At 71.1% G+C, this 13,106-nt stretch carries 13 protein-coding genes; 5 read left to right on the top strand and 8 right to left on the bottom strand.

Annotated features, from left to right (window positions below; genetic code table 11):
- Positions 1–218: 218 nt before the first annotated feature.
- From O1R50_RS24965 to O1R50_RS24975, 3 genes are read right to left on the bottom strand one after another with little or no spacing between them, the layout of a single operon-like run.
- Positions 219–1,343 (bottom strand): ArsA family ATPase, encoded by a 1,125-nt coding sequence (locus O1R50_RS24965; RefSeq protein ID WP_270112975.1) that lies wholly within the window; start codon positions 1,341–1,343, stop codon positions 219–221.
- Positions 1,336–2,304 carry an ArsA-related P-loop ATPase gene (locus tag O1R50_RS24970; protein ID WP_270112976.1) on the bottom strand — a complete coding sequence of 323 codons (969 nt, stop codon included), beginning with the start codon at positions 2,302–2,304 and terminating at the stop codon, positions 1,336–1,338. Before O1R50_RS24970 ends, O1R50_RS24965 begins: the two co-directional genes overlap by 8 nt.
- Positions 2,305–2,318: 14 nt before the next feature.
- On the bottom strand, positions 2,319–2,930 hold the full coding sequence (locus tag O1R50_RS24975; protein WP_270112977.1) for a hypothetical protein: 612 nt from the start codon (positions 2,928–2,930) through the stop codon (positions 2,319–2,321).
- Between the two features lie 124 nt (positions 2,931–3,054).
- On the opposite strand from O1R50_RS24975, the gene O1R50_RS24980 reads away from it, so the two are divergent.
- Together O1R50_RS24980 and O1R50_RS24985 are read left to right on the top strand one after the other, a co-directional pair.
- A complete protein-coding gene (locus O1R50_RS24980) occupies positions 3,055–3,213 on the top strand; it encodes a hypothetical protein (RefSeq protein ID WP_205325936.1) in 159 nt (52 codons plus the stop codon).
- 2 nt (positions 3,214–3,215) lie between these two features.
- Positions 3,216–3,698 (top strand): RidA family protein, encoded by a 483-nt coding sequence (locus O1R50_RS24985; RefSeq protein WP_270112978.1) that lies wholly within the window; start codon positions 3,216–3,218, stop codon positions 3,696–3,698.
- Positions 3,699–3,770: 72 nt separating this feature from the next.
- Here the strand turns inward: O1R50_RS24985 and O1R50_RS24990 are convergent, their stop codons facing one another.
- From O1R50_RS24990 to O1R50_RS25005, 4 genes are all read right to left on the bottom strand, one after another.
- Positions 3,771–4,865 (bottom strand): fumarylacetoacetate hydrolase family protein, encoded by a 1,095-nt coding sequence (locus tag O1R50_RS24990; RefSeq protein ID WP_270112979.1) that lies wholly within the window; start codon positions 4,863–4,865, stop codon positions 3,771–3,773.
- 55 nt (positions 4,866–4,920) lie between these two features.
- Complete coding sequence (locus O1R50_RS24995) at positions 4,921–5,745, bottom strand: tetratricopeptide repeat protein (protein ID WP_270112980.1); 825 nt, start codon at positions 5,743–5,745, stop codon at positions 4,921–4,923.
- 21 nt (positions 5,746–5,766) lie between these two features.
- A complete protein-coding gene (gene ispF / locus O1R50_RS25000) occupies positions 5,767–6,225 on the bottom strand; it encodes a 2-C-methyl-D-erythritol 2,4-cyclodiphosphate synthase (RefSeq protein ID WP_408612813.1) in 459 nt (152 codons plus the stop codon).
- Between the two features lie 101 nt (positions 6,226–6,326).
- Positions 6,327–6,824 carry a CarD family transcriptional regulator gene (locus O1R50_RS25005; protein ID WP_205325932.1) on the bottom strand — a complete coding sequence of 166 codons (498 nt, stop codon included), beginning with the start codon at positions 6,822–6,824 and terminating at the stop codon, positions 6,327–6,329.
- A 428-nt stretch (positions 6,825–7,252) separates the two neighbouring features.
- On the opposite strand from O1R50_RS25005, the gene O1R50_RS25010 reads away from it, so the two are divergent.
- Positions 7,253–7,972 (top strand): copper chaperone PCu(A)C, encoded by a 720-nt coding sequence (locus O1R50_RS25010; RefSeq protein WP_270112982.1) that lies wholly within the window; start codon positions 7,253–7,255, stop codon positions 7,970–7,972.
- Positions 7,973–8,253: 281 nt separating this feature from the next.
- Here O1R50_RS25010 and O1R50_RS25015 read toward each other — a convergent pair whose 3' ends face one another.
- Positions 8,254–8,946 carry an exonuclease domain-containing protein gene (locus O1R50_RS25015; protein ID WP_270112983.1) on the bottom strand — a complete coding sequence of 231 codons (693 nt, stop codon included), beginning with the start codon at positions 8,944–8,946 and terminating at the stop codon, positions 8,254–8,256.
- Positions 8,947–9,051: 105 nt separating this feature from the next.
- On the opposite strand from O1R50_RS25015, the gene O1R50_RS25020 reads away from it, so the two are divergent.
- Both O1R50_RS25020 and recD2 read left to right on the top strand, forming a co-directional pair.
- The gene (locus O1R50_RS25020) at positions 9,052–10,590 is read left to right on the top strand and encodes an alanine/glycine:cation symporter family protein (RefSeq protein WP_270112984.1); all 1,539 of its coding nucleotides are present in this window, start codon (positions 9,052–9,054) and stop codon (positions 10,588–10,590) included.
- Between the two features lie 71 nt (positions 10,591–10,661).
- Complete coding sequence (gene recD2 / locus O1R50_RS25025; protein ID WP_270112985.1) at positions 10,662–12,866, top strand: SF1B family DNA helicase RecD2; 2,205 nt, start codon at positions 10,662–10,664, stop codon at positions 12,864–12,866.
- The last annotated feature ends 240 nt before the right edge of the window (positions 12,867–13,106 follow it).

Raw genomic sequence — 13,106 nt, forward strand, 5'->3', positions numbered from 1 at the left:
CCCCCCCCCCCCCCCCCCCCCGCCCCCCCGGCCCCCCCCGGGCCCCCCCCCCCCCCCCCCCCCCCCCCCCCCCACCACACCACTCGCCGCGAGCGACCACCAGTCCGCGGACACGATGAAGGCACCTCGAACCGAGGCCGTTCACCACAAGGACGAGCCAACGGGGCGCGACCAGTGAGCGGGCCGGAAAAACGGTCGGCCCGATACGCGAGATAGGTCTAGGCGCCTGCGGCCGCCGCGCCGAAGGCGCGCAGGTCGTCCAGGTCCACGACCTCGACGCCCAGGGCCGGCAGCCAGCGCTGCGGGACCTCCGGGCACGCGGCCGCGTACCGGGCCGCGACCCGCTCTTCAGCGGCGCGCCGCCGGGCCAGGTCCGCGTGGGTGCGCAGGACCGCCGCGACCGGGTCGTCGGCGTCGGACTCCTCGAGTGCGGCGGCCGCGCCGAGGGCGCGTTCGGCGGTCAGATCGGCCGCGACCGGAGTCAGCCGGTTCAGGATCATGCCGTCGAGCGGCATCCGCTCCTCGGTGAGCCGCCGCGTGAAGTACACGGCCTCGCCCACGGCCGCGGGCTCGGGGGCGGCGATCACCAGGAATGAGGTCTGGTCGTCCTGCAGGGCCCGGAAGGTCGCTTCAGCCCGCTTCCGGAAGCCGCCGAAGGTGTCCTCGAGGCTCGCGGTGAACTCGGCGACGTCCGTTAGCAGGTGCCCGCCGAGGACCTTGTTGAAGACCCGGGTGAACACCGCCGCGCTCGCGCCCATGAGAGAGAGCATCGACCGCCGTGCGCCGGGAGTCGAGGCCGACAGGAGGCGGATGACGCGGCCGTCGAGCAGCCGGGCGAGCCGCGCGGGGGCGTCGAGGAAGTCGAGGGCCGAGCGCGAGGGCGGCGTGTCGAGCACGATGAGGTCCCACTCGCCGGTCGCCCGGAGCTGGCCGAGCTTCTCCATCGCCATGTACTCCTGCGTGCCCGAGAACGTCGACGAGACCGCCTGGTAGAACGGGTTCGCGAAGATCTCCGCCGCCCGCTCCGGGGTCGTGTGCGAGGCCACGACCTCGTCGAACGTGCGCTTCATGTCGAGCATCATCGCGTCGAGGGACCCGCCGCGCACGGCCGCGACCGCCTTCGGGACGTTGTCGAGGGACTCCACTCCCAGCGATTGGGCGAGCCGCCGGGCCGGGTCGATCGTCAGTACCACAGTGCGCCGTCCGTGCACCTCGGCAGCGCGCAGCGCGAGGGCCGCCGCGGTCGTGGTCTTGCCGACGCCTCCCGAACCGCAGCAGGCGATCACGTGCTTGTTCTCGTCGCCCAGCAGGGCGTCGACGTCCAGCCCAGGGACCTCAGCCATTGCGTCGCTCTCCGATGATGCCGGGCCGCAGCTCGCGGGCGAGCTGGTACAGCCCGGACAGGTCGACCCCTTCAGGGAGCAAGGGCAGCTCCTCGACAGGGCGGCCGAGCTGCTCGAGCCGGTCCCGGTAGGCGTCCACCGACTCGATCTCCGCCCTCGCGGCCGCGTACTCCTCGACCAGGCCGGAGACGAGGTCGTCCTCGGAGTGCAAGCCGGCCCGCTCCAGGCCCGCCTTGATCTCCTCCGCGCCCACTTCCACGGCTTTCGCCCCGGCGACCTTGTTCAGCACCAGGTGCCCGACCGGCAGGTCGGCGGACATGAGCTCCTTGTACGCGTCAACGGTCTCCTGCACCGGCATCGCCGCCGGGGTGGTGACCACGTGCACGGCGGTGAGCGAGGAGTGGAGCATCCTCGCGACCGACCGGGAGTGCTTGCCGATCGGCCCGGTCTTCGCCAGCCGCCCGGACTCGACGGTGACGTTCAGGAACTTCACCACCCGGCCCGTCGGCGGCGCGTCGAGCACCACCGCGTCGTACGTCATCCGCCCGGACTCGCTGCGCGACACCGCTTCTTTGAGCTTTCCGGTGAGCAGGATGTCCCGCAGCCCCGGCGCGATCGTCGTGGCGAAGTCGATCGCCCCGAACTTCTGCAGCACCTTCCCGGCCGAGCCGAGCCGGTAGAACATCGTCAGGTAGTCCAAGAGCGCTTCATCGGCGTCCACCGACTGCCCGAAGACCTCCCCGCCGTCGAGGCCCGCGGCGAGGTGCCGCTCCTCGTAACCCAGCGAGGGGGCGTCGAACAGCGGCGCGATCCCTTGGCGCCCTTCGACCTCCACCAGCAGGACCCGCCTGCCCGTGCCGGCCAGCGCCAGCGCCAGCGCGGCGGCGACCGAGGTCTTCCCCGTGCCGCCCTTCCCGGTGACGATGTGCAGGCGCGGCACCGGGATCGCTGAGGCTGTCATTCATCGGAGTCTAGTCATGCCGCGCTGATCCCACAGATGAGCCATTGCGGGTCGCCTTCCTCGGCGACGAGCGAGAACACCCATGTGGCGGGGTCGGAGAACGCGCCGCCCTCGCCGATGCGGATCTCGGCGGCGACGGTGGCCGCGCCGACCGAGCGGCCGGTCTCGGTGACCTCGTCCCAGGCGAACTCGCCGGTCCCGTCCTCGGTGTCGGAGAGGGCCGCGACGGCTTCGCCGAGGTCGCGGTCGGCTTTGTCGGCGCACAGCCAGGCGGCGGCGGCTTCGGCGTCGCGATGGTCGAGGAGTGCTTCGAGGAACGCGTCGACGGTGTGCACGGGGGTGTCGGTGACGTCGTCGACGCCGGTGTAGAGGCGCATCGCGCCGAGGACGAGCGCAGCGCAGAACGCGGCGACGGCTGCCGTGAGGATCCAGGTCCACAGGCGGTTCGCCTTGTCGCGCGGCGGTTCGTGGCGGCCGGGCATGGCCGCGGCTTGGAGGCGCTGCCCGGGGGTCTCGGGCGGCGGGGCCGCCGCGCCGACGCTGGTCGGTTCGGCGGCGCGTTCGCCGCGCGGCGCGGCTTTTGAAGAAGGCGCATTGGAGGACGGCGCACTGGTGTCTGACGACACGGGAACTCCCTGGTTCGACTGGTGCGCGGCCCGAGGCGGCGCACCGTAAGGACTTCGGGGGAGGCGACGCACTCTGAGCGTAGCGGTGCGACGCCGTCTGATCAAGACGCCGTACTGTGGGCGCATGGAGAAATGGGAGTACCTCACCGCGCCGCTGCTGATCCACAACACCAAGATGATCCTCGACAATTTCGGGGACGAAGGCTGGGAGCTGGTCACGGTCCTGCCCGGCCAGAACTCGGAGCAGCTCGTGGCGTACTTCAAGCGCAAGAAGGAGCAGTAGTAGTGACCGATGTGGACAAGGCGCTGGCGCGCCTGGGCCTGTCGCTGCCGGCGGTGGTGCCGCCGTTGGCCGCGTACCAGCCGGCCGTCCGCTCCGGGGACTACGTGTACACCTCGGGGCAGCTGCCGATGGTCGACGGTTCGCTCGTGGCGACCGGGAAGGTCGGTGCGGAGGTCGATCCCGGGCAGGGTTACGACCTGGCTCGGGTCTGCGCGTTGAACGCGCTCGCCGCGGTGGCCTCGATCGCGCCGCTCGACCAGGTGGTGCGGATCGTGAAGGTCGTCGGTTTCGTGGCTTCGGCGCCCGGGTTCACCGGGCAGCCGGCAGTGGTGAACGGCGCTTCGGAGCTGCTGGGGGAGGTCTTCGGTGAGGCCGGCAAGCACGCGCGCAGCGCGGTCGGTGTCTCCGAGCTGCCGCTGGGCGCTCCGGTCGAGGTGGAGCTGATCGCGCAGCTCGCCCCGAGCGGGAAGACCGTCCTGGCCTGATCAGTCGTTTCCCGGCCGGTACCGCGCTCGCGGTACCGGCCGGTTCGCGTTCCGGGCCTGGAGCCTGGTCGGTCAGGTGATCGACGGCAGGACGCGGGTCTCGACCTCGCCGAGGGCGATGGTGGTGCCGCGCGGCCCGGGGGCGGTCGCGGTGATTCTCACCGTGTCGCCGTTCTGGAGGTTGAACTGGCCGGTGACGGCCTCGCCGGAGCCGTACAGGAGGCCGGGGCGCAGGAGCGCGCCGCCGGCGGTGAGCTGCGCGAGCTGCTGCGCGGGGGTCCAGTAGGACTCCGCGAAGTCGGCGCCGGCGACGGCCACGCCGTTCACTTCGATGTTCAGGTGCAGGTCGAATCCGTACCGGTCGGACTCCTTCAGGTAGGAGGCCATGTCCGCGTTGGGTACGGGCGCGGCGGTGCGGGCCGCGCTCAGCGCTTCGATGGGGGTCACCCACGCGCTCATGGAGGTCGCGAACGATTTCGAGGCGAACGGGCCGAGGCCGTCGGTCTCGAGTTCGGCGAAGTCGCGGGCGGTCCAGTCGTTGAGGAGGACCGCGCCGAACACGTGCTCTTCGAAGGCGTCCGGGGAGACCGGCCGCCCGAGCGCGGATTCGCCGCCGATGAGGAAGCCGACTTCGGCTTCGATGTCGAGGGCGCGGGTGGGCCCGAAGACGGGCCGGCCGTCGTCGCCGCGGCGGTGCCCGGAGGGGCGCGCGAGGTCCATGCCGGAGGGGATGAGGGTCGAGGCCCGGCCGTTGGACGCGCGCGGGTAGATCCGGGCGGCGTCGGGAGCGCGCATGGTGAAGTCGACGTAGTCGGTCACCAGGAGCGGGGCGTGCATGATCGCCTCGTTCAGCGGCGTGAGCCAGTTGGTGGCGATGTCCTGGATGCTCGATTCGGTCAGGGCCTCTTGGGCTTGGGCCCGGATCTGCTTCCACGCCCCCTTGCCGAGTGTCAGGAGCCGGTTGAGGGCGGGGTCGCGCAGGGCGGTGCAGGCCGCGCAGGTCTGGCAGTCGCCGGAGAGCACCGCTTTGTGCATGTCGAGGATCTGGTCGCCGATGCGCACGCCGATCCGCGGCAGCGTCTCGTCGGCGGTCGAGAAGACCCCGAACGGGAGATTGTGGATGTTGTAGGGGCTCTCGTCGGCCCCGGGAACCCAGCACGTGGTCACTGGCTCGTCCTCCAAAGTTCGTGGTGAAGGACTAACGAGCGCCGCGCGCGAAAGGTCACTCGGGGTTGCGGTGCCTGCGGAGAACTGTGAACCATCCCACCCATGCGGCGACGGCGATGAGGGCGAAGAACAGCCGCGCGCCGGTGTCGATCATGCTGCCGAACAGGGCGGGGAGCGCGAAGGCCACGGCGATGCCGAGCAGGATCGAGCGGCCGAGGGCGCCGTGGAGGATGCCGGTGCCGTAGATCTTCTGGCGCCATTCGGGGTCGTCGGGGTCGGCGTCGACCCAGCGGCGCGGGGGCCGCTGGACGTCGGCCGGCATCGCGGGCATGGGCACGCCGTTCTGCTCCGGGCCGAGGTCCGCGGCGGCCTTCCGGGAGCGCTTGGCGAGGTCGTCCATGGCGAGGCTCTCGGCGATCGCGGCCAGCGCCAGGTGGGTGCGGGGCTGTTCGGGGGCGAGGTTGACGGCGTTCCAGGCGGCGTCGAGGGCGGGCTGGCCCGCTCCGGCGCGGCGGGTGATGAGCGCGTAGTGGACGTGGTGCTGCCAGGATTCGCGGTCGAGGTCGAGCATGCTGGCCGCGACCTGCAGGGCTTCGTCGCGCCGTCCGGCGTCGGCGAGCGCGTAGCCGCGGGTGATCATCGCGCGGGGGTGCTGGGGCTTGTTGGCGAGGGCGGCTCCGGCGTAGGTGAGCGCCTCGTCGGGGTCGTGGGCGGCGAGCGCGCAGGCGGCGGCCATGGCGTTGGCGTCGGGGTCGAGGGGGTCGACGCGGAGGGCGGCGTCGGCTTCCGCGCGGGCGTCGAGGACCTGGCCGAGTTCGTAGAGCATCTCGGCGCGCTGGAGGTACTCCTCGACGGAGCGGCGGGTGGGGTCTGCGTCCATGGGATAACTTCCGAACGGCGGTCAGTGCTGGTACAGCAACGCTACCGCGGTCGCGGCCAGACCTTCGCCTCGTCCGGTGAAGCCCAGCCCGTCGGTGGTGGTGGCGGAGAGGCGGACGGGGGCGGCGACGGCGTCGGACATGGCGGTCTCGGCCTCGGTCCGTCTCGGGCCGATCTTGGGGCGGTTGCCGATGAGCTGCACGGACACGTTTCCGATGGACCAGCCGGCGGCGCGGACGCGGCGGGCGGTCTCGGTGAGGAGCGCGGCGCCGGAGGCGCCGGCCCATTCGGGCCGGGCGGTGCCGAAGTTGGAGCCCAGGTCGCCGAGTCCGGCGGCGGAGAGCAGGGCGTCGCAGGCCGCGTGGGCGGCCACGTCACCGTCGGAGTGCCCGGCCAGACCCGCCTCGCCGGGCCAGGAGAGGCAGGCGAGGCGGCATGGCTGGCCCTCGTCGAAACGGTGCACGTCGCTGCCGTGCCCGATGACGAAGGGCGTATGGGGACTCGCATTCCCGCTCGCGCGTTCGTGGGAGTCCGCGGTGTGCTCGAAGCTCACGCTGTTGGCGGTGCTGGACGGGGGACCGGCTACTTGACCGGGGCCTCCGAGAGCAGGACCTTGTCGAGGATGTTGTCGGCCTCGTCCTTCACGCAGTCCTCGGCGAGGGCGATCTCGCCGGTGAGGATTTCGCGGGCCTTGGAGAGCATGCGCTTCTCCCCGGCGGACAGTCCGCGCTCGCGGTCACGCCGCCACAGGTCGCGGACGACCTCTGCTATTTTCAGCGGGGAACCGGAAGCGAGCTTCTCGACATTGGCCTTGTAACGCCGCGACCAGTTGGTGGGCTCCTCGGTGTGGGGTGCGCGGAGCACTTCGAAGACCTCTTCGAGGCCTTCGGCGCCGACGACTTCCCGGACGCCGACGAGCTCGACGTTCTTGGCTGGAACCTTGACCGTGAGGTCACCCTGTTCGACACGCAGCACGAGGTATTCCTGTTCGATACCACCGATGGTGCGAGTCTCTACAGCTTCAACGAGTGCGGCCCCGTGGTGGGGGTAGACAACGGTCTCGCCGACACTAAAACCCATAGGATCGAAACCCCTTTCGCTGTGTCCAGCTTAACACGGGATCGGGGGTTTCCCCGACAGCGGATCGCCGCGAATTCCCTGGTCAATTGGTATGTGACTGATTACTCTACGGCACCTTGGGCTTCCGGGCGGCGGGCAGAGGAGACAAATGAGGCCTGCGTCCCTCTTTCGTGGCCGGGCCCGCCCGGCGGGTCGGCGGGCCGCTCCTCAGTGGTGCCCGCGCGCGGACCGCCGGAGGGGCCGGTGCGGCGGCGACCTGCTCCGACATGGGCCGTAGCGGCGATTTGCTTTGCACCGCAGGGGAAAGCGGTGCTGACGGGCGTCGGGTGAGATCCAGGGCTCGCCTCGCGCCCGGCCAAGGGAAACGAGGAGTGCTCGTCGTCTACGCTGTCGTCAGCATTCCTGTCGGAACTCAGGGAGGACCAGCAGTGGTCAGGGGAATCAGCACGGCGATCACGGTGCGTCGCGCGGCCGCTATCGCGATCGCGGGGGCCGCTGCGACCGCTCTGTCCGCGTGCGGCGCGAGTGTGGGCGCCCAGACCGAGGTCAAGCAGAGCGCCATCGCCGGGGTCAACATCGACTCCGCCGACGGCACGATCGCGCTGCGCGACCTTCAGGTCGAATTCGAGTCCGCCGAGGGCTACGCCGCCGGTGACGACGCGGCCCTGCGGCTGTGGATCGGCAATGAGGGCGACGAGGCGGTCAGCCTTGAGAGCATCGAGACCGAGGCCGGCACGGTGACGTACTACGACCCCGCCGCTGAGGCCGCCGAGGCCGCGGAGGAGGCCCGCGAATCCGCGGACGAGACCCCCGCCGGCGACGCGACCACGGGCGCCGAGTCCACCGAGGAGCCCAGCGCCGACGCCACCAGCGAGGCGCCCGAGGCCGAGGGCTTCGACGGCGAGGAGGCCTACGGGCCGATCGCCATCGCTCCGGCCGAATACGTCCGCCTCGACCAGGGCGTCGCCTCCGGCGCGTACTTCCTCATCGAGGACCTGCAGGAGGAGCTCGTCTCCGGCGACACCATCGACGTGGTCTTCCACTTCTCCGACGGCACCGAGATCCCGGCGAGCCTGCCGGTCGGCCAGGCCCTCGAGCCCGACGAGCGCGAGTACTACGAGCCCGAGGAAGCGGCCGAAGGCCACTAGGCCTCATTCCAGTACGCGAACCGAACTCGCACTGCGGGCCCCGATCGAGTGAATCGGGGCCCGCAGTCGGTTGTTCGGCCGGTTTTCTGTCGGACCCCCCTGCCACGATCGGCGCTAGGGTCCTTCCCCTCTCGTGGAGGGTGGGGGCTTGTGGACGGCAGATCGCCGGAAGCCGAGACTCGAGAGCATCCGCGGCCGCGCCGAGCGGCACGAAGGCCGGCGGCGGTACCGGTCGAGGCGCGCGGCACCGGCCGCGGATGCCGCGGCTCACGGCCAGGCTGCTAACGGCACAGCGGCCAGCGGCGCTCCACCGCCTCGTCCCGGCCCTTCTTGCGGAAGTACGCCTCCAGGCTCGCGGCGTCCTCGGCGTGCCACAGCACCTGCGCGGCGTGGAGTTCCGGCGCCGTGATGCCGCCGACCTCCGGGTACGTCGCGCCGATCGCGCGCGCCAGGCCCACGGTCGCGATCGCGTCGCCGGCCGCCGAGTGCGCTTCCGAGTGCGGCACACCGTAATGCGCGGCCGTCGCCCCCAGTGTCCGCTTGCCCCTGCGGTAGCGGTCCACGCGCTTGTCGAGCACCGACGGGTCCACCACCGCCATCCGCGCCCAGTCCGGCTGCTCGATGCCGTGCCGCTCCAGCTCGTACGACAGGAGCGTGCAGTCGAACCCGGCCCGGAACGCCACCACCGGCACCCCGGCGTCCACGGCCGCCCGCAGCGCCGCCGCGACCTCGGTGAGCGCCGCGGCCGGCGGCAGCCCTTCGCCCCGCACCTGCTCGTCGGTGATCCCGTGGACCCTGGTGGCCCCCGGCGGGATCGGCACGCCCGGGTCGATGAGCCACGTGCGGGGCGTCTCGATGCCCGGCTGCGTCCCGCTCACCAACGCCGCCTGGACGATCCGGTCCCGGTCCACGGCGACCCCGGTCGTCTCGGTGTCGAAGCCCAGGAGGGGTCCTTCAAACCATCGTTCACTCATCGCCACACCGTACCGGGAGGGTCCGACTTCCCCTATATGCTCTGCGGGCACGGGATAACCCCGACGTTTCTCGCATACCTCCCCTGAAAGGAGCATGTGGACTTCATGGACTTCCTTGATCCTGCAACGGATGCCATCCAGTCCTGGGCGGACGGCTTGAACGAGGAGTACGGGGCCGCCATCGCGGAGATCGGCGCGGTGGTGTGGGGTCCCCTGCTCATCTTCACCCTGTTCGGGGTGGGTCTGATCTTCACGGTCCAGCTCAAGGGCATCCAGTTCCGGCGCCTCGGCTACGCCCTCTGGCTGGCCCTGTTCAAGCGCAAGGAGAACAGTGGGTCCGAAGGGGACCTGAGCCATTACCAGGCGCTGTCAGTGGCGCTCGCGGCCACCGTGGGCGTGGGCAACATCGGCGGTGTGGGCGCGGCGATCGCGATCGGGGGGCCCGGCGCGCTGTTCTGGATGTGGGTGACCGGCTTCCTCGGCATGGCCACCAAGTACTCGGAGGCGCTGCTCGGCGTCAAGTTCCGTGTCACGAACCAGAACGGCGACCAGTCGGGCGGCCCGCAGCGGTACCTCTCGGACGGCATCCCCGGCCCGATCGGGAAGATCCTCGCGTTCCTGTTCGCGGTGTTCGGCGTCGTCGCGAGCTTCGGCATCGGCAACGCGGTCCAGTCCGGGAACGTCACGAGCGCGATCGACGCGCAGCTGTCCGCCGGGTCCTGGTGGACGCCGCAGCTGACTGGCCTGGTGATCTTCGTGCTCACCGGCGTGACGATCCTCGGCGGCATCAAGTGGATCGGGCACGTCTCGGCGGCCCTGGTGCCGTTCATGATCGTGTTCTACGTGCTCGGCGCGCTCGCGGTGCTGGCGATCAACTGGGCCGAGCTCGGCCCGGCCCTCGTCATGGTCTTCGAGCAGGCGTTCACCGGCGGCGCGGCCGTCGGCGGCTTCACCGGCTCGGCGATCATGCTGACCATCCAGATAGGTTTCGCGCGCGGCATCTTCTCGAACGAGTCGGGGCTCGGCACGGGCGGCTTCGCGGCGGCCGCCGCGAAGACCGACCAGCCGGTGCGCCAGGCGATGGTGTCGATGACGCAGACGTTCATCGACACGATCATCGTGGTCACCATGACGGGCCTGGTCATCGTCGTCACCGGCGTGCTCGGCTCGGTCGACGGGAACGGCGACCTGGTCACCTCGTCCGCGCTCACGCGGCTCGCGTTCGAGGAGGGCCTCGGCGGACCGGGCACGGCGGGCGGCGCGATCGGCGGCTTCATCGTCGCGGTCGGCCTCGCCACGTTCGCGTTCTCGACGATCATCGGCTGGTCCTACTACGGCGAGAAGTGCCTGGAGCGGTACACGGGCCGGGTGCTGATCCTGCCGTACCGGATCGCCTACGTGCTAGTCTCCTACCTCGGCGCGGTCACCAGCCTCGACCTGCTGTGGGGGCTTTCGGACATCGCGAACGGCCTCATGGCGCTCCCGAACCTCATCGGCCTGATGATGCTGACGCCGCTGGTGTACCGCGAGACGCAGGAGTTCTTCGCCCGCCCGGACTGGCGCCTGCTGCCGACGAACGCCGTCGAGGGCGCCACCGACACGCCGCCTGAGGACACCCGGGAGCTTGTGACGGCCAGGGATTAGAACAGCGCCCCGACCTACCCACCCTTGGCGACGCTTGCGAGCCATGAATCGGCATTGTCTACCGTGGTCCCATGGCGGAACCCCGGGTCGGAGGCACGGAACTGGCGGCGGTCCTCGAGCGCGTCACCTACGCGAACGAGGAGACCGGGTACACGATCGCGCGCGCCAGCCCGGCGCGCGGCGGCGACCTCGTCACGATCGTCGGCCCGCTCCTCGGCGCCCAGGTCGGCGAGTCGCTGTCGCTGACGGGCCGCTGGTCGAGCCACCCGAAGTACGGCCGCCAGTTCGAGGTCTGGTCCTACCGGACGGTCCTCCCGGCCACCGTCCAGGGCATCGAGCGGTATCTCGGGTCCGGCCTCATCAAAGGGGTCGGACCCAAGACCGCCGCGAAGATCGTGGCCCACTTCGGCGTCGAGACCCTGGCGGTGATCGACGCGGACGCCGCCCGCCTCATCGAAGTCCCCGGACTCGGACCCAAGCGCACCAAGGCGATCGCGGCCGCCTGGGAGGAGCAGCGGGCGATCAAGGAGGTCATGGTCTTCCTCCAGTCCGTGGAGGTCTCCACCTCGCTCGCCGTGCGCGTCTACAAGCAGTACGGGGACGCCGCGATCGGGGTGGTCAAGAACGAGCCGTACCGCCTCGCCAACGAGGTGTGGGGCATCGGGTTCCGCACCGCCGACTCGATCGCCCGCGCGGTAGGCATCCCCCACGACGCGCCCGAGCGGATCAAAGCGGCCCTCCAGTACACGCTCTCGCAGGCCTCCGACGCCGGGCACTGCTTCCTGCCCGCACCGAACCTCGTGGCCGACACCGTGGAGCTCCTCGGCTTGCAGGCGGGACCGGTCGCGCGGGCCCTCGACGAGCTCGCCCGCGAGGGCGAGCACGTGATCGCCGACGAGGTGCCCGCGAAGGACTCCACGGTTCCCGCCCGCTACCTCGCGCCGTTCTTCCACGCCGAACGCGGCCTCGCCGCCGGGCTCACCGCGCTGCTGCGAACGGGCGAGGACCGCCTACCCGCGTTCGCCGGCGTCGACTGGGACAAGGCCTTCGCGTGGCTGGGGCGCCGCACCGAGGCCCAGCTCGCGCCCGAGCAGGCCGAGGCGGTGCGGCTCGCGCTCACTGAGAAGGTGGCGGTCCTGACCGGCGGGCCCGGCTGCGGCAAGAGCTTCACCGTCTCCTCGATCGTGGCCCTCGCGAAAGCCAAGGGCGCCAAGGTCATGCTCGCGGCCCCCACCGGCCGGGCGGCGAAGCGCCTCGCCGAGCTCACCGGCTTCGAGGCCCGCACCCTCCACCGGATGCTCGAGCTGCGGCCCGGCGGCGACGCCGCCTACGACCGCGACAACCCCCTCGACGTCGACCTCCTCGTCGTCGACGAGTCGTCCATGCTGGACACGATCCTCGCGAACAAGCTCGTGAAGGCCGTCCCGCCCGGCGCGCACCTGCTGCTCGTCGGCGACGTGGACCAGCTGCCGAGCGTCGGCGCCGGCGAGGTCCTCCGCGACCTCCTCGCGGCCCCCGCGATCCCGCGCGTGCGCCTCACCCGGATCTTCCGCCAGGCCGCCGAGTCGGGCGTGGTCGCCAACGCCCACAAGGTGAACCAGGGAAAGCTTCCCGAACTCGACGGTTACCCCGACTTCTTCTGGTTCTCGTGCGACGACAACGAGCAGGTCGCCGACCGCGTGGTCGAGATCGTCGCCCACCGCATCCCGAAGCGGTTCGGCATCCACCCGGTGCGGGACGTGCAGGTCCTCGCCCCCATGCACCGCGGCGGCCCCGGCGCCGGGAACCTCAACGCCCGCCTCCAGGAAGCGCTCACGCCGGCCAAGGAGGGCCTGCCCGAGCGCCGCCACGGCGGCCGCGTCTTCCGCGTGGGCGACAAGGTGATCCAGATCCGCAACAACTACGCGAAGGGCAAGGCAGGGGTCTTCAACGGCACCGTGGGGCTCGTCCAGGCCATCGACGCGGTCGCCCAGACCATAACCGTGCGCACCGACGAGGACGAGGAGGTCGACTACGAGTTCGCCGAACTCGACGAGCTCGTGCACGCCTACGCCGTCACCGTCCACCGCTCGCAGGGCTCGGAGTACCCCGCCGTCGTCATCCCCGTGACCACGAGCGCGTGGACCATGCTGCAGCGCAACCTGATCTACACCGCCATCACGCGCGCGAAGCGCCTCGTGGTGCTCGTCGGCTCGAAGCAGGCCCTCGCGGTCGCCGTGCGCACCAAGGGGACCGGCAAGCGCCACACGGGCCTCACGCACCGCCTCGGCGGCTGAGCGGCCCGGCACCGCCGGACGCGGCCCTCCGGCTCGCACTCGCCGAGCGGACGCGCCGGGCGCCGCGGCCCGTCCCAGGTGACGCCTGCGGAAGCGCTCAGAGCGGCGCTAGGTGTTCTGTCTCGGGAGGTTGTGAACACCTCACGAGCTGAGTCGGGCTGAGACGAGGAGAGGACCTTCTGGTTCGGTGTGAATCGCTACAAGACACGCCAAGCCAGAAAGGCCCTCGATGAGCCACTC

It is taken from the genome of Glycomyces luteolus (assembly GCF_027622875.1).
GTDB lineage: Bacteria > Actinomycetota > Actinomycetes > Mycobacteriales > Micromonosporaceae > Glycomyces > Glycomyces luteolus.